The 18,578-nt window shown below is 46.0% G+C and carries 19 protein-coding genes; 12 read left to right on the top strand and 7 right to left on the bottom strand.

Annotated features, from left to right (window positions below; all coding sequences use genetic code 11):
• The first annotated feature begins 12 nt into the window (after positions 1-12).
• The 9 genes from hemH (at position 13) to MHH63_RS17675 (ending at position 9,353) form a co-directional block, all read left to right on the top strand.
• Entirely contained in the window at positions 13-969 is a 957-nt protein-coding gene (hemH, locus tag MHH63_RS17715; RefSeq protein WP_076191329.1) for a ferrochelatase, read from the top strand.
• A complete protein-coding gene (hemG, locus tag MHH63_RS17710; RefSeq protein ID WP_076301227.1) occupies positions 966-2,390 on the top strand; it encodes a protoporphyrinogen oxidase in 1,425 nt (474 codons plus the stop codon). Before hemH ends, hemG begins: the two co-directional genes overlap by 4 nt.
• Before the next feature lie 162 nt (positions 2,391-2,552).
• A complete protein-coding gene (locus MHH63_RS17705) occupies positions 2,553-3,950 on the top strand; it encodes a CapA family protein (protein WP_248549268.1) in 1,398 nt (465 codons plus the stop codon).
• A gap of 21 nt (positions 3,951-3,971) precedes the next feature.
• On the top strand, positions 3,972-4,703 hold the full coding sequence (locus tag MHH63_RS17700; protein WP_076276351.1) for a glycerophosphodiester phosphodiesterase: 732 nt from the start codon (positions 3,972-3,974) through the stop codon (positions 4,701-4,703).
• Between the two features lie 36 nt (positions 4,704-4,739).
• Positions 4,740-5,363 (top strand): fumarylacetoacetate hydrolase family protein, encoded by a 624-nt coding sequence (locus tag MHH63_RS17695; RefSeq protein WP_076301226.1) that lies wholly within the window; start codon positions 4,740-4,742, stop codon positions 5,361-5,363.
• A gap of 22 nt (positions 5,364-5,385) precedes the next feature.
• Positions 5,386-6,189: a DUF92 domain-containing protein gene (locus MHH63_RS17690; RefSeq protein WP_036689254.1), complete on the top strand. Its 804-nt coding sequence runs from the start codon at positions 5,386-5,388 to the stop codon at positions 6,187-6,189.
• A gap of 44 nt (positions 6,190-6,233) precedes the next feature.
• Positions 6,234-6,803 (top strand): TetR/AcrR family transcriptional regulator, encoded by a 570-nt coding sequence (locus MHH63_RS17685; RefSeq protein WP_036689257.1) that lies wholly within the window; start codon positions 6,234-6,236, stop codon positions 6,801-6,803.
• 87 nt (positions 6,804-6,890) lie between these two features.
• Positions 6,891-8,825 (top strand): ABC-F family ATP-binding cassette domain-containing protein, encoded by a 1,935-nt coding sequence (locus MHH63_RS17680; RefSeq protein ID WP_036689259.1) that lies wholly within the window; start codon positions 6,891-6,893, stop codon positions 8,823-8,825.
• Between the two features lie 42 nt (positions 8,826-8,867).
• The gene (locus MHH63_RS17675; RefSeq protein ID WP_248549266.1) at positions 8,868-9,353 is read left to right on the top strand and encodes a tetratricopeptide repeat protein; all 486 of its coding nucleotides are present in this window, start codon (positions 8,868-8,870) and stop codon (positions 9,351-9,353) included.
• Between the two features lie 352 nt (positions 9,354-9,705).
• On the opposite strand, the gene MHH63_RS17670 is transcribed toward MHH63_RS17675, so the two are convergent.
• The 6 genes from MHH63_RS17670 to MHH63_RS17645 all read right to left on the bottom strand — a co-directional run bounded on the left by MHH63_RS17670 (position 9,706) and on the right by MHH63_RS17645 (position 14,376).
• A complete protein-coding gene (locus MHH63_RS17670; protein WP_076301224.1) occupies positions 9,706-10,536 on the bottom strand; it encodes a hypothetical protein in 831 nt (276 codons plus the stop codon).
• Entirely contained in the window at positions 10,520-11,560 is a 1,041-nt protein-coding gene (locus tag MHH63_RS17665) for a M42 family metallopeptidase (RefSeq protein WP_076184364.1), read from the bottom strand. Before MHH63_RS17665 ends, MHH63_RS17670 begins: the two co-directional genes overlap by 17 nt.
• Before the next feature lie 2 nt (positions 11,561-11,562).
• Entirely contained in the window at positions 11,563-11,874 is a 312-nt protein-coding gene (locus MHH63_RS17660) for a LapA family protein (RefSeq protein ID WP_042126298.1), read from the bottom strand.
• A gap of 88 nt (positions 11,875-11,962) precedes the next feature.
• Entirely contained in the window at positions 11,963-13,753 is a 1,791-nt protein-coding gene (gene pepF, locus MHH63_RS17655; RefSeq protein ID WP_341171860.1) for an oligoendopeptidase F, read from the bottom strand.
• A gap of 212 nt (positions 13,754-13,965) precedes the next feature.
• Positions 13,966-14,136 (bottom strand): hypothetical protein, encoded by a 171-nt coding sequence (locus tag MHH63_RS17650; RefSeq protein WP_036689267.1) that lies wholly within the window; start codon positions 14,134-14,136, stop codon positions 13,966-13,968.
• A 6-nt stretch (positions 14,137-14,142) separates the two neighbouring features.
• Complete coding sequence (locus tag MHH63_RS17645; protein WP_036689271.1) at positions 14,143-14,376, bottom strand: hypothetical protein; 234 nt, start codon at positions 14,374-14,376, stop codon at positions 14,143-14,145.
• A 173-nt stretch (positions 14,377-14,549) separates the two neighbouring features.
• Here MHH63_RS17645 and MHH63_RS17640 point away from each other — a divergent pair, with 173 nt between their 5' ends.
• Positions 14,550-14,747, top strand: coding sequence for a cold shock domain-containing protein (locus MHH63_RS17640; protein ID WP_036689272.1), 198 nt, complete (start codon positions 14,550-14,552; stop codon positions 14,745-14,747).
• 214 nt (positions 14,748-14,961) lie between these two features.
• Here MHH63_RS17640 and MHH63_RS17635 read toward each other — a convergent pair whose 3' ends face one another.
• Entirely contained in the window at positions 14,962-16,212 is a 1,251-nt protein-coding gene (locus MHH63_RS17635; RefSeq protein ID WP_248549264.1) for an MFS transporter, read from the bottom strand.
• A 193-nt stretch (positions 16,213-16,405) separates the two neighbouring features.
• Between MHH63_RS17635 and MHH63_RS17630 the strand changes: the two genes are divergently transcribed.
• Positions 16,406-17,488, top strand: a complete 1,083-nt coding sequence (locus MHH63_RS17630; protein WP_036689648.1) for a tetraprenyl-beta-curcumene synthase family protein — start codon at positions 16,406-16,408, stop codon at positions 17,486-17,488.
• A 66-nt stretch (positions 17,489-17,554) separates the two neighbouring features.
• Positions 17,555-18,526, top strand: coding sequence for a 6-phosphofructokinase (gene pfkA, locus MHH63_RS17625; RefSeq protein ID WP_036689277.1), 972 nt, complete (start codon positions 17,555-17,557; stop codon positions 18,524-18,526).
• Positions 18,527-18,578 lie beyond the last annotated feature (52 nt).

Here is an 18,578-nt window from a genome sequence, read left to right as displayed (position 1 = left end):
GGGACGGAATCCGTGACAGTAAAAATAGGTGTTCTCGTCATGTCGTATGGCACTCCTAAGAGCCTAGAAGATGTTAAAGCTTATTACACGCATATTAGACGGGGGAATCCGCCAACAGCGGAGCAGCTTAAAGAGTTAACCGACCGTTATGAAGCAATCGTCGGGGGGGTATTCCCACTGCGGGAGAATACAGACCGGCAAGTAGAAGCTTTACAAGCAGCATTAAATGCGGATAAAGCGGGAGCAGATGTTGAATTTGTCTGCTATCAAGGCTTGAAGCATGCCAGTCCCTTTATTGAGGACGGCGTGGAGGCTATGGCGAAGGATGGCATTACTCAAGCAGTGGGTATTGTTTTGGCGCCACACTATTCCAGTATGAGTGTAGGGAGCTACATCAAGCGTGCGCAGGAAAAGGCTGATGCATGCAAGATTGACATGGGTTTTGTGGAGAGTTACCATATGCATCCTGAATTGATCGATGTGTTAAGCCAAAGAGTGTCGGCGAAGCTGGATCAATATATTGAAGCAGGTGCGACCCGTGATGAGATTCGCGTATTATTCAGCGCTCATAGTCTTCCAGAACGTATTCTGGCTATGGGTGATCCATATCGGGATCAGCTGCTGGAAACTTCGCAGGCAATTGCAGCTCAAGCAGGCATAACCAACTGGCAGTTTACTTGGCAAAGTGCTGGCCGCACAGCTGAACCGTGGCTTGGTCCAGATATTCTGGACACGCTGCAACAGCTTAGTAAAGAACAGGTGGAATACGTATTGGTGGCCCCTATCGGATTCGTATCCGATCATTTAGAGGTACTGTACGATCTCGATATTGAGGCAACAGCCGTAGCTGCAGAGCTTGATATGCGTCTTATGCGGATTGACTCACTGAATAGTGATCCCGCATATATGTCTGTATTGAGCGATGTAATTCGTAAACGACTGGAGCAGATGAAGGCCGCTCAATCATGATTGGCCCCACAAGAAAAATTGTTATCATAGGCGGAGGGCTGAGCGGACTCAGCGCCGCCTTTTATATTCGTAAATTTTATAAAGAAGCGGGTATTAAGCCTGATATTGTCTTGCTTGAGAAAGAGAAAAACCTCGGTGGAAAGATTGAAACCTTACATCGCGATGGTTTTGTGATTGAAAAGGGACCGGATTCATTTCTGGCGGAAAGGGCGGAGATGTGCGAGCTGGCTAAGGAATTGGAATTGGATCACGAGCTGGTATCCACTAACCCTCTTGCTAAGAAGCGATATATCTTGCAGCGGGACAAGCTTAATCCTTTGCCAAACGGTCTTGTACTCGGTATCCCTACCGAACTGAAACCTTTTTTATCAAGTGGGTTAGTTTCGTTTGGGGGCAAAATACGTGCGATGATGGATTTTATTCTTCCTCCGCGGCGTAATGATGAAGACGAATCGCTTGGTGAGCTTATTGAGCGCCGTCTAGGGTCTGAAGTGCTGGAGAACTTAACCGAGCCACTCCTCTCTGGCATGTACGCCGGAGATATACAAAAAATTAGCCTGCATGCTACTTTTCCGCAATTTGGACAATTAGAACAACAGTACGGCAGCCTTATTCGTGGAATGCGCACAGGGCGAAAGAATAAAAAGGCACAGGAAGGTACTACACAGAGTACCTTCTTGACGTTCCGCAAAGGGCTGCAAAGTCTCGTGCATAGTCTGATTTATGAGCTGCATGATGTAGAACAACGGACGGAATCTAACGTAGTTTCTATTCAGGCTGTTGGGAGTCCTTCTATTTATGAGGTAGAGCTGGAGAATGGCGAACGGTTGCTTGCGGATGATGTATATATCACTACGCCTAACTTTTCGGCTGCTGACTTACTTCGTCCCCATATGGAGGTTACGGCGCTGGAAGCGGTGGATTATGTTTCAGTAGCGAATCTAGTCATGGCTTTTAACAAAAAGGATATTGTTAACGAATATGATGGATCAGGTTTTTTTGTGCCTCGTAAAGAAGGGCGAAATATTACTGCCTGCACATGGACATCTACGAAATGGCCGCATACGGCTCCTGATGATAAGGTGCTTTTGCGCTGTTATGTGGGTCGTTCTGGTGATGAACAGAATGTTCAGCTGCCTGATGAGGCTTTGACGGAGCTTGTGCTTAAAGATTTGCGAGAGATCATGGGCATTACTGCGAATCCAATATTTACGGAAATCACCCGCTTAGAGCATTCCATGCCTCAGTATCCTATAGGACATCTTGATAATATTACCGAATTCCGCAAAGAATTAGCGGCTTCGCTTCCTGGTGTGTATGTCATTGGCGCCGGATTTAATGGCATAGCAATGCCGGATTGCATCAAGCAGTCCAAGCTTATTGCGGAAAGCGTTGCTAAACAGCTAATGAATGAAATGTGAGTACGATGACTAAATAAAACAGTGAAGCGAAGCATGAGGCGCTTCACTGTTTTTCTTTAGTTAGTAAAATTTTCTATTTCTATCGACTCTCTTATTTGTAGGGTGCTGTGATAGATATGCTATAATAAAAACAATTTGAGAGTAGAGGAGATCACAGAAACCATGTATCCGCCGCGATCGCGTTCTAGACAAAAGAACAAACATAAGAGCAAACGCAAGCGCAGAACGGCCTGGGCTTGGATCAATGCAGGTCTTCTTTTGATGATTACCGTGTTATTGACTTATAGCTTTACGAATGACCCTGACAAGAAAAGCGCCTCACCGCCTCCGGTAGCAGAAGCGACAGCTACGCCTATACCAGAGAGTAGTGATCAGCCTCAGACAGCACCTCCGGTGGTTGCAGTTGCAACGCCTGAAGCTACAGAGACGCCAAGCCCTTCTCCTACGGCAACTCCAGAGCCAACGCCTACACCGCAGGAGGAGCCCGAAGAGATTATTGAAACACAAGCTCCTGAAGCGACAGCGACCCCTGCGAAGGATGAGGACAGCTCGGAAGCAGCAAATAATGATGCAGTGTCTGGTCTGCCGTCAGATGATAACGCGTCTGGTAAGACGGTAACTTTGAATTTTGGTGGAGATGTTATATTTTCCGGGAAAGCTGGAGAACTGCTGGAGAAGAAAGGTTATGATTATTCGTATGCCGCATTGGAGGGTCTGTTCAAGAAAGATGATCTTACGATCTTGAATCTGGAAACTCCAGTGACCACAGGTGGCGTAAGTGCCACTAATAAGCAATTTGTATTCAAAGGATCACCACTCGCTCTGGATGCGCTTAAGTCAGCGGGTGTGGACGCAGTAAATATGGCGAATAATCACACGCTTGATCAAGGAGAGCAAGGCTTGCGGGATACCCTTAACCACCTTGCTGAAAGAGGAATTCCTTATGTGGGTGCGGGGCTTAACAGTAAAGAAGCATATTCGGCGCAATATTTTGAACGTAAGGGCATTAAGATCGCTTTGCTGGGATTCACCCGGGTGATTCCTGCGTCGGATTGGATGGCAGGGAAAAATAAGCCGGGACTTGCCTCCGTATACGATAGTGCAGAAGGACTGAAGGCTATTGCTGCAGCCAAAAAGAAAGCCGATTTGGTGGTCGTAGTGGTCCATTGGGGTAAAGAACGGGTAGAACAATATGATAAAACGCAACAGTCGCTGGGCCATAGCTTTATCGATGCAGGAGCCGATCTTGTCATTGGCGGCCATCCACACGTGCTGCAAGGCGTGGAGCCATACAAGGGCAAATGGATTGCCTACAGCACCGGGAATTTTATTTTTACGAGATCTACAGTGCCTGCCACTTGGGAAACTGCGGTTTTTCAGGCGGAATGTAGTGTAAAAGGTCAATGCTCCTTAAAGCTGAAGCCTATGAAAGCCGAGCTAGCACAGCCTGTGCCGATGAACGAAGTGGATGGAAAGCTTTTGTTAAAAAGAGTAGAAGCTCTATCCTCAGGACGGGTAAAGATCGGTAGCGACGGTAAAGTCACTCAAGTTACCAAATAGGGTTCCTGGGAGGTCCTTATGATGAACAATTTGTGTGTAGCCCATCGAGGGTTTTCCGGTAAAGCTCCAGAGAATACATTGGCAGCCATTCGGATGGCGATTGCCATGCCCTATGTGCACTGGATGGAAATTGATGTCCAGCTCTCCAAAGACGGCGTTCCTGTTGTCATTCATGATTATACGTTGGACCGGACGACCAATGGTCATGGCAAGGTGAAGAACATGGACTGGGAATATATCCGGCGTCTGGATGCGGGGAGCTGGAAAGGGCGTTCTTTTCAGGGCGAGCGGGTGCCTTCTTTGGAAGAGGTGCTGTCACTAGCCTCCGGAAGATTGCATCTGAATATTGAACTGAAAACAGTGGGAGATATGTATCCTGGCATTGAGAAGACGGTGACGGATCTTATTTCTGCAAAAGGTATGCGGGACGACGTGATCTTGACCTCTTTTGATACTGGAGCATTAAAAAAAGTCAAGGAAATTGATCCCCGTTTTCGCACCGGATTGATCTTTGATTCCAGATTTGGCAATCCTGCACGCAGGCTGCATGAACTGGATTGCTCTTTACTTTCGATTAGCTTCTCGCGTCTGAATCCTAGACTGGCTAAGCTTTTGTCCGAGCGTGGGGTGGAAATTATGGCTTGGACTGTGAACAAAGCGAAAGAGATGCGTCGCTTAGCCGACATGCATTCTGATATAATGATCTGTACAAACCGCCCGGATATATGGGGCGACACCTTTCTGAAGGTATAAATAATCCAAATCGATGGGAAAGAGAGCTGACTGTTTATGTGCGCTGCTGTTAATAATCTATATTGTGTTGGACGCAACTACAAGCTACACGCGGAGGAATTGGGTAACAATGTGCCCGTGGAGCCGCTCATCTTCATGAAGCCCTCACATGCGGCTGTTTCCCTCGATAAAACAGTAATTAAGCTGCCAAAGGATGCGGGTCAGATTCATTATGAAGGTGAACTTGTACTGCGTATTGCACGTGATTATACACCAGGCATGAGCGTGGAGGATCTGGTAGATGTTATGGCACTGGGACTGGATTTCACGCTGCGTGATGTGCATAATGATCTGCAGAAGAAAGGTTTGCCGTGGACGCCAGCTAAAGGCTTTAAAAATGCCGCACCACTCACCCCTTACATAGCGTTTCCAGATAAGGAAGAGCTGGAGGGAACTGATTTTACAGTGGTGAAAAATGGGGTGGAAGTACAACGCGGCAATGTTAAAAACATGATTTTTTCACTTCAAAAAATTGTTGATTTTATCGCGGAGCGCTACGGGTTAGGGAAAGACGATGTGATATTTACAGGTACTCCGGCAGGCGTGGGTCCTACTGTAGCTGGCGACGCTTTCGAGCTGTACTGGGGCGACAAGCTGATGGGGACTTGCCTGATCGGTTAATAGATCTGTTGGAGATGAATCTATGCAGTGGGTTATTGGCGCTTTAGGCGCTTTGATTGTTGCGGGAGCGGCATATTGGAAGCAGTCTTTAAGTCTCTCTGGCATGATTGCCGCGGTAGTGATGGGCACTATTTATTTTGGTGCCGGAAATGCTTTTTGGTTTGGGATATTGCTGATCTTCTTCATCACTTCAAGCCTGCTGTCCAAACTTCATCATGATAATAAAGCAGAATTAGAGCTGACGTATGCTAAGACGGGCCGCCGCGATGCCGGGCAGGTCTTTGCTAACGGTGGACTTGGCATGGTTCTGGTTCTTCTGAATGCGATCTTCCCGCATGAGCTGTGGGGGTTCCTATTTATTGGTGTAATGGCTACAGTAACCTCGGATACATGGGCTACGGAGATCGGAACACTGAGCAAGAAACCGCCTCGTTCTGTCCTTACGGGTAAAGTTCTTCCTGCCGGAGCTTCGGGTGGTGTATCCAGCTTGGGTACGCTGGCGGCGGCAGCAGGAGGCGCACTCATCGGTGCGTCAGCTTGGCTGCTGCGTATGATATCCGGCATGCCGGATCACTCTTTCGTGCTGCTTACCCTAGCAGGACTTGCCGGAGGATTAGTCGGCGCCTTTGCCGACTCTATCCTTGGTGCAACCGTGCAGCAGATGAACCGCTGTACTGTATGCGGCCGCGAAGTGGAAGGCTCACAGCATTGTGGGGCTCCAGCTGTACACGCAAGAGGCTGGAAGTGGATGAGCAATGACGCAGTCAATGCCATCAGCTCTATCCTAGGAGGTGCGGCAGCCTTACTGCTGAGCATGATCATTTAGCATTTGAATTTAAGCTTTGAACGGCACAGTTTAGGGAGGGACCGATGAGTAGCACATCCAATCAAAAACATACTGCTATTCTGGATGCCGCATACGAGCTCTTCGGTTCAGGTGGATTTTACGAAACGAAGATGTCGGAAGTGGCGGAGCAAGCCGGGATAGCAAAGGGCACCGTTTATTTATACTTCAAGAGCAAGGAAGAATTATTCATGGCAGTGACTCGCCGCGATTGTGAGGGATTTCTCCTGCAATTACAGGAAAGGCTGAAGGCTAGTGATACTTTGGCCGGTAAACTGTCGATCATTGCTAAACATCACCTGAATTATTATTATGAACGCAAGCGGCATACGAAGCTCTTTTTCCGTGCCCCTAACAATAATCCTGAATTAGTGGCGTATATGACTCAATTTATGGAGCAGTACATGCAAGATGTGGTCAAGGTATTATTAGAAGGTGGAGCATCCGAGCCTGAGCTTATGGCACAGTCCTACATAGGGATGCTGGATCGTTTGAAGATGGATATTTTATTTGATCCGTCTTTTACGGAGGAGGACGCGTATAAACGCGCTGATTTCGCTGCTGGTCTTTTTATTAGAGGGGCCATGATCACCTGAATTTTGGATAGGATGATAGACCGGATAAATAGCATTGGTTAGATGCGGGCCGGTTTTATGAAAATATAAGGCAAGCGAGGAAATAGCATGAATATTATGACCGTGGAACATCTTTCCAAGAGTTATGGCGAGAAAGTACTCTTTAGCGACGCTTCATTTGGTATGGACGATCGGGATAAAATTGGCTTGATCGGTGTGAATGGAACGGGTAAATCAACCTTTTTACGGATTATTGCCGGTCTGGATACTCCGGATGGTGGACAAATTGCCATCGGGAATAATGTAAGAGTACAATATTTGGCGCAGAATCCTCCTTATGATCCTATGAATACAGTTTTGCAGCAAGTGTTCGCCGGGGATGATCCAGACCTTGCTACCATGCGTGAGTATATGGAGACTATGTCCCAGCTTGAACAGCAGCCTGGTAATGCTGAACTGGAAGGAAAACTAGTAAAGATTGGGCAGGCGATCGACGCTGCGGGAACATGGCATTTGGAGAGTGAAGCCAAAAGCGTGCTTACCAAGCTAGGCATCTTAAAGTTTGATGCGTTAATGGACACACTTTCTGGTGGACAACGTAAACGTGTGGCTCTGGCAGCTGCACTGATTACCCCCTCTGAACTGCTGATTCTTGATGAGCCTACCAACCATATTGATACGGATTCCGTGGCTTGGTTGGAGCAATATTTGCAGAAACGGCGCGGCGCTCTTTTGATGGTGACGCATGATCGTTACTTCCTGGAGCGTGTGGCTAGTGTCATGCTAGAGCTGGATGGTGGCCAGCTTTATCGTTATGAAGCTAACTATTCACGGTTTCTAGAGCTTAAAGCCGATCGAGAAGAACGAGAAGCCTCTGCCGAACAGAAGCGTAAGAATCTGTTGCGTACAGAGCTGGCTTGGATTCGTCGCGGTGCCAAAGCCCGTTCAACAAAACAGAAGGCAAGAATCGACCGCTTCGAGAAGCTGAAAGAGAGTACGGGAAGCAGCTCGAACGGTTCATTGGATATCTCTGTGGCTTCTACACGTTTAGGTCGCAAGATCATTGAAATTAATGACCTGTCGAAAGCGTTGGATGGTCGTCAGCTAATCAAAGATCTCAGCTATATCGCTGTACCCCAGGATAGAGTGGGCATCGTCGGCCCGAACGGCAGCGGCAAATCAACACTCTTAAATATGATTGCAGGTCAGCTGCAACCCGATAAAGGTGAAGTTCAGCTTGGCGCTACGGTTAAGCTTGGTTACTTTACACAAGAGCATCAGGATATGGATGACAGTATGCGTGCCATTGAATACGTGAAGGAAGAAGCAGAAGTGATACGGACAGCAGACGGCAGTGTGATTACGGCTGGTCAAATGCTGGAACGCTTCTTGTTCCCTCCTGCGATGCAATGGACACCGATCTCCAAGCTGTCCGGGGGCGAAAAAAGACGCTTGTATCTGCTTCGTGTATTGATGGGAGCGCCTAACGTATTGCTTTTGGATGAACCTACGAACGATTTGGATATCGGCACATTGGCTGTTTTGGAAGATTATCTGGATGAATTTCCGGGTGTCGTCTTTACCGTATCCCATGACCGTTATTTCTTGGACCGTACGATAGATAAGCTGATTGCTTTTGAAAATGGCGATATCCGGATTCACGTTGGCGATTATACGGAATATGAAGAATGGCTGGCCAAAAATGTACCGTCACGCATTGGAGAACCGAACAAAGAAGGAAGCTCAAAGCAAAAAGAGGCCGCGGACACTGCCAGCAACCCTGCAGCTTCAACGGCTCCCAAAACAAAACTCAAATTCAGCTTCAAGGAACAGCGTGAATATGAGGGCATTGATGAGCAAATTGAGCTTGCAGAGCAACGTTTGACGGATATTAGTGTACAGATGGAGGCGGCTTTTGCTGACTCTGGAAGGCTGCAGGAGCTAGTAGAGGAGCAACGCCTAGCCGAAGCAGAGCTGGAGCGTCTTATGGAACGCTGGACCTATCTGAACGAGCTTGCGGAGAAAATCGCTGGTAAGGCTTAAACCCGTTGGATGGCTTTGAATGAAAATAGGGGAGGGCTCTGTGTGGAAGATAAACTTAAAGCTGCCGTAGCCCTACGCAACGCTGGTAAAGCGGAAGAAGCCAAAATGATGCTGTTTGAGCTATATGAGCAGAATGCTGGGGACGCTGAACTTCTATATCAATTGGCCTGGACGCATGATGTGCTGGGTTTGGAGCGGGCGGCAGTACCCTTTTATGAGAAAAGCTTGGCGTTAGGATTACCTTCTGAGCAGAGAGTTGGCGCTCTATTGGGACTGGGCAGCACCTACCGGACACTCGGAGAATACGAGAAGTCAAAAGGTCTTCTGATGCTGGCTGTTCAGGAGTACCCGGAGAATAAGGAATTTCCGGCGTTCCTAGCCATGACCTTGCACAATCTTGGAGAGCATAGTCAAGCGATGGAGCTGCTGCTTAAGCTGTTGGCAGAAACCTCTGCGGATGAAGGGATAAGAAGTTACAGTAAGGCCATTTCTTATTATTCAGATAAACTGGAGCAAGTCTGGGATTGATGCTTGTTTTTAGATCACATTAATACTTACGAAGTACTATCCGGACACCACTGACCTTAAACGCAGCATTATTGCACATTTGGAATGTTAACGGACACCACAGTCGCTATTGACACTAAAAGCACCCGATACGTTCCTTTTTTGCGTGAATAACGTCGCTTGGGTCCGAAACAATGCTCCAAAGGCTAATAATTTGCGAATAACGCCATCTGGGTCCGTAAGCACCAGCCGTAAGTGATGACCACCGGAAAGTCCGGCAGTGTCTGTTGAAGAACAAGCGAACCACCAATAAAAAAAAAGAGTAGGGTCCTCCACTAATTGGAGAATTCTACTCTTTTATTTTTCTACTTATTTATTTCGTTCCGTCCACAGCAATCATTTGTACTACAGACCGAGAATCGCCGGGTACAATGATTTCCTTCGCATTCATCTGGGAAGAGCCATCTCCGTCCAAGAAGATGCCCTCCAGACCCTTAGCAGGAACTGTCTGGAGGATCGCTGAGCGGAACTCTGCCGCTGTTGAGAGCGTTGGGGTAACAATCAGCCAGAGCTTTCCTGTGTTGTCATACACCATGCCTGAGCGCAGGCGTTTCTCATCAGCGTAAGGAAGATGCTCTTCAGCTACTGCCGCTTCCCATAAGTCTTCGTGTCCCAGATTCATACTAATGCCACCTTGCGCAAAATAATGCTGGCGATCAGTAATCTTCAATTCTTCTCCAGAAGAGACAACCTGTACGGAGAAGCTACGGCTGGCACTATCCCAGACAAGGGTTCCACGTGCGTATTTAGCATTGAACCAGCCAGACCCATAACCCTTCTGGGCTCCGTTGACTGGAGTATCATTCATGATAGCCATGGATAAAAGCGCATCTTGATAGAAAAAACCACCGTTAATCCCATATGCATTAACTTGCCGTAAAGGGACACCCGCGGCCCTGAGCTTAATATCCTCAGGTGAAAGTGACATCATATAGAGCTGCACGTTATCTGTACTCACTGTTTCCAAAAAGCTATAGGCGTGAGGAAGACCTTTAAAGGGATCTTCCTTATGATTTCTAAATACCAGAAACAACGATAGCGCTAACCCCACTATCAATAACACCAGAAGTGAGACGATAAGTCCCTGTCTGCGCCTCCAGAGCTGGTTCAGCTTGCCAGAGCTACCCTCAGTTTGTCCCCACATAAGCAGCGAGAAGCTTAGCAGTGTTCACTACAGCTTGCTTATGCGTACGTTCCATGGAGTGGGAGGCATGTACACCTGGGCCAATCAATGCTGCACGGATATTGTTTCCGCCTCTGAGCGCTGCGGAAGCATCGGAGCCGTACATAGGATAAATATCAACGGCATAAGGAATTGCGAGTGCTTCTGCCAGTTCAATCAAACGACCTGTCATAACATAATCGTAAGGGCCGGAAGAGTCTTTTGCACAGATGGATACATCGGTTTCTTTACAGCTGAGATCATCACCCATGGCGCCCATATCGACGGCAATCATTTCATTGATTTCACCAGGAATCCAAGCTGTACCATGTCCCACTTCCTCGTAGTTAGAGATGAGGAAAGAAAGGTTGTGGAGAGGTTTCCAGCCTTCACGTTTAATACTTTCCAGCAATCCGAGAAGGGCAGCCACGCTTGCTTTGTCATCTAAATGACGGGATTTAATGTAGCCGCTAGGCGTAATCACTGCACGTGCATCGAAAGAAATGAAATCTCCGACGGAAATGCCAAGCTTAAGTACGTCTTCTTTAGAAGATACCAGCTCATCAATACGTACTTCCATGTTCTCCTCTGATCGTTTGAAGTCACGAGCGTCTGGATATACGTGAACAGATGGATGGCTGGTTAAGATGGTTCCTGTATAAGTTTTGCCGCTACGGGTATGGATCGTGCAGTATTCATTCTCAATGCTGTGCATGGCGAAGCCACCCACAGAGGTCAGACGCAGTGTGCCATTAGCTTTAATCGAGCGGACCATGGCACCAAGTGTATCCACGTGAGCGCTGATGCCAATAGTACGAGAGGGATCTAAGCCAGGGACGTTAAGAATTACGCCGCCTTTTTCATTCCAGCTTAAAGGTACGTTCAGCGCAGCTGCTTCTTCAGCAACTAGTGTCATTACCTGTGCGGTGAAACCGCTTGGGCTGGGGGTGTCGAGTAATTTTTTTAGGATGGAAAGTATGTAGTCTTCATTAGGTTGAATGGTAATCATTAGTTAAGCCCTCCTGTTAAGCCATCATTGTCTGTGTTAAAAGAATCCAGTGAAGTGTCGGCATCACGAAGCTTGGTAAGCTCAGCAGTTAAGCTTTTAATTTGCTTTTGTAGTTTGTATTGACGAAAAATGCCGTAAGAGCCCACGATGATTCCGCCAATTAACGCGCAGCCAAGAATAACGAGTATAAGTGGTATATTAACCACATCAAAACCGAAATTGACTTGAACGGGATCAACGTTGATGACTGCGAATATGGCGGTTAGCAGCGCGAAGATTAGACCCGCAATTAGTGACCATTGAATTCTCATTGAATTCTTCCTCCTCAGGGGGATATAACAATATAAAATCCCCTGCCCAGATAGGGCAAGGGATTAATGTAATACTAAGCTCTCTGCCTTATTTGGTCAACTGTTCCATTTGCTCGATAACACTTTCGAACACACTCATCGCTTCGCGAATCGGCTCAGGAGACGACATATCAACGCCTGCTTTTGACAAAATATTGATGGAGTAATCACTGCCACCGCTCTTCAGGAAGCCGAGGTAACGATCTACCGCCGGTTTACCTTCTTCAAGGATTTGTTTGGCAAAGCTAGTCGCTGCCGAGAAGCCTGTTGCATATTTGTAAACATAGAAGCTGTTATAGAAATGCGGAATTCGTGCCCATTCCATCTCGATATCCTGATCCACAACCATTTCTTTGCCGTAGTATTTGACATTCAGGTCGTAGTAGATACTCGAAAGATCTTGTGGGGTAAGCGAATCGCCCTCTTCAACACGCTGATGAATGATCTTTTCAAATTCTGCGAACATTGTTTGCCGGAAAATCGTCGTCCGGAACTGATCGGCATAGTAAGTGAGCAGATACATTTTTTCCTTAGGATCTGTAGACTTTTTGAGTAGATAATCCATAAGCAAAGCTTCATTGGTAGTTGAAGCAACCTCTGCAAGGAAAATGGTATACTGTGCATTCCGATAGTTCAGAGCGTTGTCTGAAAAATAAGAGTGTAGAGCATGACCCATCTCATGTGCCAGAGTAAACATACTGTTTAGATTATCGTTATGGTTCAGCAGGACGTATGGGTGTGTGCCATAAGGGCCCCAGCTGTATGCTCCAGAGCGTTTATTCTCGTTCTCATAGACATCAATCCAGCCATTGTCGTAGCCTTTTTGCAGCACATTCAGATAATCTTCACCCAGCGGTTTGAGGCCTTCTTTGGTAATTTTCTTCGCTTCTTCGTACGTGATATCCAGCTTATATTCATCTACTAGTGGTGCAAATAGGTCATACATATGTAACTCATCCACACCAAGCAGCTTTTGACGCAACTTTATGTAACGGTGCATTAAAGGAAGACTTTCATGAATCGTATCGATCAGGTTGGTGTATACCTCTTTTGGAATGTTATCACCGTAAAGAGACATTTCCATTACAGATGGATACTTGCGGACGTGTGAGAAAAAGACGTTTTTGTTCACATTGGCGCTAAGCGTTGCTGCGATGGTGTTTTTTTGCTTACGATAGGTTTCATAGACTGCTTTAAAAGCATTTCGGCGAACCTCGCGATCGGAGCTTTCCAAGAACTTGATATAGTTGCCGTGAGTCAGCTCGACCTCTTTGCCATCTTCATCTTTAATCTTAGGGAATTTCAGATCTGCGTTGTTCAGCATACTAAAAATGTTCTGAGGCGCTTGTGCTAGGTTTCCAACTTGGGCAAGCAGAGCTTCCTCAGCCTTGGACAATACATGCGCTTTCTCACGTTTCATCTCTTTTAAAGTGAAGGTGTAAGCGGACAGTTCAGGATCAGCAATAAATTGATCCAGCTTCTCAATAGGCAGTGCCAAGATTTCTGGGGTTACAAAAGAAAAGGCTTCGCCTGCTTCGATCCCAAGCTTCTTCGCTTTGGAGGACAAAGCTTGATATTCAGGATTAGCAGTGTCTTCATCCTGACGCATATGAGCATAGACAAAGAGTCGCTCAGTGGAGACGGACAGCTTGTCATCCAGCTCAAAACATTGTTTCACAGCTTCTGCGGAATCAAGTTTACCTTGGAAATCAGCAGCTTTTTTGATCAGTGATTTAGCTTCAGCATATTCTGCATCCCAATCCTTCTGAGAGGCAAATATATCTTCAAGCTTCCAACGATTCTCAGCAGGTACTTCACTTCTCTTCAATAATTGTTCCATAGAAACCCTCCTAGAATGATGAGATGTAGTAGGCATAATCTCCCTCGGCAATACTGTGGATGATATTTCACCCGGTAGCAAGCTGAGCACAAGTAGAAGAGGGATGGACTTGAGTGTAATAGGCATGACGTCCTCCTCTTTGAAAAGTAGAGTCAGCTTATTATGTCCTGCTAAGTCCTGATTATTAATATTTAGTCTTCTTTATATGGTAGTTATGCCAACAAGCTATAAATAACAAAGATGAAAGCAAACAGAATCATTACGACCGCAGCCATGGCCATGCCCCGCTTTAGTTTCGGCGGGACACGATCCTTGGTCATAATTAATACTGCGCCTAGACAGAGGACTAGGACAACATAAATCGTGAGATTTTCGTTATTCATTTCCTGTTATACCTGTTTGAAAGCTGCAATGATGTTTTTGTACTCTTCTTCATTGTCTTTATAAGATTCTTTGTTGAAGCGGTTATTCACCCATTGCATCATCGCTGGACGACTCAGGAAGGTATGTGTTTCTTCTCCCCATTGATCGGAAATTTCGCGGAGTACAATGTAGCGGCCTTGAACTTCTACCGTCATCATATTCCATTTGTCTGTTTTGTATATTTCATGTTTTTTGATCATTATCATTACCACCCTGGCGATTTTTGGCTTTTGGCTCAATGATAACGCACTGGAGAAGGGAAAAGCAAATTAAATCATATATTAAGGGTTGGGTTTGATTGATTTGAACAGAAGATTGCAGTATACTATAGTTATACGCCATATATGGCGGTTATTTTTAGGAGGTTGTTCAATTGAAAGGTACAGTAAAATGGTTTAACGCAGAAAAAGGTTATGGTTTTCTTCAAGTAGAAGGCGGCGAAGATGTATTCGTACACTTCTCAGCAATTCAAGGTGAAGGATTCAAGACTTTGGACGAAGGTCAAGAAGTAGAATTCGACATCACTGATGGTAGTCGCGGACCGCAAGCTGAAAACGTAGTAAAATTATAAGAAACAGCAGGACAGTTAAGCTGTCTGCTACAAATATATAATTTACTTGGCAAGCCCTTGCAAGAGTGGTTACCAACTTACAGAACACAGTTCTTTCGGGAACTGTGTTTTTTTACGCCCACTATAGAAGTTATCCAAAATGAAAAAGGTCGTTTCACTCCAGTGAAGGGGAGTGAAACGACCTTTTTGTATTATGGAATAACACCAACCCTAATTATAGGGAGGCTTTTTTGTTCTTTTTTCTGAAATAATTGATCGGCTCCAGGTTGGATTTCAATAAATGCTGTCCCAGAAACCCTGCAAAAGCAAGCAAGCTGAAACCCGTAGCCACTATATAAAAAATATAACGCCCCGCCTCTTGATAAATAATGCCGCCAAAGGTACCGCTAAGCAGCCCAGAGGCACTTGACCAAACGACGGTGAAAATGGCAAGACCTGTTGCCCGAAGGCGATCCGGGATAATCCGGGTGATATAACGGACAGATGTTACATAAAAAACACCAAATGATATACTGTGCATGGCTTGAATGGCAATCATTGAGCCTGGATGATCCGCCAGGGACATCAAAAGAAAACGCAGAGCATACATCAGACTCCCCAAGGCCAGCAAGGGCAATTCTTTGAATTTGTCGCCGTATCTGCTGAGGATAAATAATACAGGGATCTCACTAAGAGCTGACGCGAGCAATGCCCAGCCAATGATTTCCTCACCTGCGCCTAGTTGTTTTAGACTGATCGTCAGAAAGGCTTCGTTCATTCTATGGCCTAACGCGAGTACAAACACACAGCCGAAGAACCACAGCACCTCTTTTTGCAACAATATATCTTTAAGTCCATTTTTGCTATTATCAGCTTCAGCTGTGTCCTTATCTTGATTCGTTGTTTCTATAACAGCAGGTCTCTTAACATCCTTAAGACCTAGGGTAATTAAAAGTGCAGCGATAATGATGATGATACATAGGGTCAAGCTCCAAGTAGAGCCCAATGCTCTTAATGCATAGCCAACGGTTAGAGCAAAGAAAGAGTAGCCTAAGGAGCCAAAAACGCGAATGGTAATGAAGTTCCGTCCGTGCCTTTCGGCAACTTTGATAGCCATTGTATCGGCAAGCGGAAAAACTGGGTAATAGAAGAAGTAGAAGAAGGACAAAATAAGCATGACAGATGAAAATTCGGCCGCTCTGGCTAATAGAAGACCAGTTACTAATTGACCCGCAAGTAGTATGAACATGATCTTTCGAACGGTGCCTAACTTATCGCTTATCATACTCCAGAATAGATTGGATAGGATGGAGATAAGGGGGCCGAGGGAATACAAGTAGCCTATCTGAGAACTGCTAAACCCTAAATGTGTGTAGAATAAAGGAAAGTAGGATACTACAAGGACGCTGGTACCATATATGGTAAAGAGAAAGGAACGCAGCCAGTTTTGATCGCTGTAAAGGCTGCCGGTCCGTTTTGAAACCATGGATTGCACTCCTCCGAAATTGAAATATGCCTAGTATAGCATAAAGCAATGGGGAGATGTTTTTAAAAACTGCTGTATTTCTGAATCTTTCATGATTTTACGAAAGTGATTTTGTTGTTTGTACAAATACGCCTGATCATATTATAATAAGTGGTGATTTGGATAAGGAGACAACAATGTGGAGGCACTGTCATTGAGTGAATTAGAGCAAGGCCGTTACCTTAGCCCGCGTGGTCCACTGGGACTTATGAACAGGGTCTATAAGTACGTGCTGCCGGAAGTGAGAGAATGTCTCCATTTCTGGCGCCAAGATGCGAACGGGATTCCCGATCCCGAGCTCCGGAAGCAAGCACTTGCCAGCATTGAAACTAAAGAGTTTCATTGCATAGGCGGTGGTATTTATGCCGCCGGCAATTTATCGATGAAACATATACTGATTCCGCTAATTGTTGCTTATCAAACTATCAGTGATTATCTGGACAACTTATGTGATCGCAGTACTTCGCTTGATCCTGCAGATTTCAGGCTGCTGCATCAATCTATGCTGGATGCTATTGATCCAAATGCTGAGCCAGGTAATTATTATGCGCTTCGAAGTGAACAGAATGACGGCGGATATTTGTACAGGCTGGTTCGTAAATGCCAAGAAATGATTTCTTTGTTGCCAGGTTATTCCGCTGCTGCAGCGGAGATTCGAGAACTGGCTGTGCTCTATACAGATTTACAAGTGTATAAGCACATCCGCCCGGAACTCAGGGAAACAGCCCTGAAGGAGTGGTGGGAGGAACAGGGCAGTCGAGCGCCGCATCTGCAATGGAATGAGTTTTCGGCTGCAACGGGATCAACGCTAGGTGTATTTATGTTATTTCTATCTGCATGTGATCCGAAGCTGAACCAAGCTTCTGCGGCTTCGATTCGAGCCGCGTATTTTCCGCATGTATGTGGTCTGCACATTATGCTGGATTATCTGATTGATCAGGAAGAGGACCGAGCAGGCGGTGATCTTAATTTCTGCAATTATTATGATGACACGGATACCATGCTGAGTCGGATCGCTGCAATGGTTGAGTGGGCCCGTAAGGATGTTCGTAATCTTCCAGAGTCTTCGATGCATCGTATGGTGATTGAGGGATTGCTGGCACTTTATTTATCTGATCCGAAAGTTAGCGAACAGCGGGAAGTTCGCTCTGTATCTAAAAGCCTGATGAAAGGCAGTCCGCTTACAAGACTGTTCTTCTTCGCTAACAGCCGTTGGATACGCAAACGCTTTTTGTAACCATGTCGCGAAGTTATTTTTATAAGAAGTATCAGACTTCGCACAATTTTAAGGAGGAACAACAGAATGTCTAAAATTCAAAAAATCGCAGTATTGACTAGTGGTGGAGATTCACAGGGAATGAACGCCGCTGTTCGTGCGGTTGTAAGAAGCGCACTTTATTTCGGTATTGAGGTATTTGGGGTGCAACGTGGTTATCAAGGTCTGCTGAATCGCGATATCTTCCCAATGGATCTTCGCAGTGTAGGAGATATTATTCAACGTGGCGGTACTGTTCTGCAGTCTGCAAGATGTCTGGAGTTCACGAAACCGGAAGGACAACAAAAAGGCGCGGATATCCTTAATGAACTGGGTATCGATGGTCTAGTAGTTATCGGTGGAGATGGTTCTTATAAAGGAGCTAACAAATTAAGTAAACTCGGTATCAAGACTATGGCTTTGCCAGGTACGATTGATAACGATATCTCCTTCACAGACTACACTATCGGTTTTGATACAGCGGTTGGCGTTGTTGTAGACGCTATTAACAAGTTGCGTGACACTATGTCCTCTCATGAACGTTCTTCCATTGTAGAGGTTATGGGACGCCACTGTGGCGATATCGCGCTGCATGCTGGACTGGCTTCCGGAGCAGAAACAATTCTTGTGCCGGAAATGCCGTATGATTTGAATGAAGTTGCTGACCGGATGCGCGATAACTTTATCAGAGGTAAACGTCACAGTATCGTAATTGTTGCCGAAGGCGTTGGCAAAGGTGAAGATGTGGCTCAAGCTCTGAAAGACCGTCATGCTTCTCTGGACGCACGTGTTACTGTACTCGGACATATCCAACGTGGTGGAACACCAACTCCTGGAGACCGGAATTTGGCTAGCCGTCTTGGCGATTTTGCCGTACGTAAGCTAATCGAAGGTGAATCCGACAAGGCTTGTGGTATCATCAAAGGTGAATTAACCCTTACGGATATTGATCTCGTTGTGAATACGAAAAAAGGCTTTGACCTGGAGCTGTACGAGCTGGCTTCCCGTCTTTCCCAATAATTAGCGACCCTATATATAAAAAGGAACAGCTGCGAGATGCGCACTGTTCCTT

Source organism: Paenibacillus sp. FSL H3-0310, from assembly GCF_038002785.1.
Classification (GTDB): domain Bacteria; phylum Bacillota; class Bacilli; order Paenibacillales; family Paenibacillaceae; genus Paenibacillus_AQ; species Paenibacillus_AQ odorifer.
Note: the sequence above shows the minus strand (reverse complement) of the source record. Positions and strands in the feature narration are given on the sequence as shown.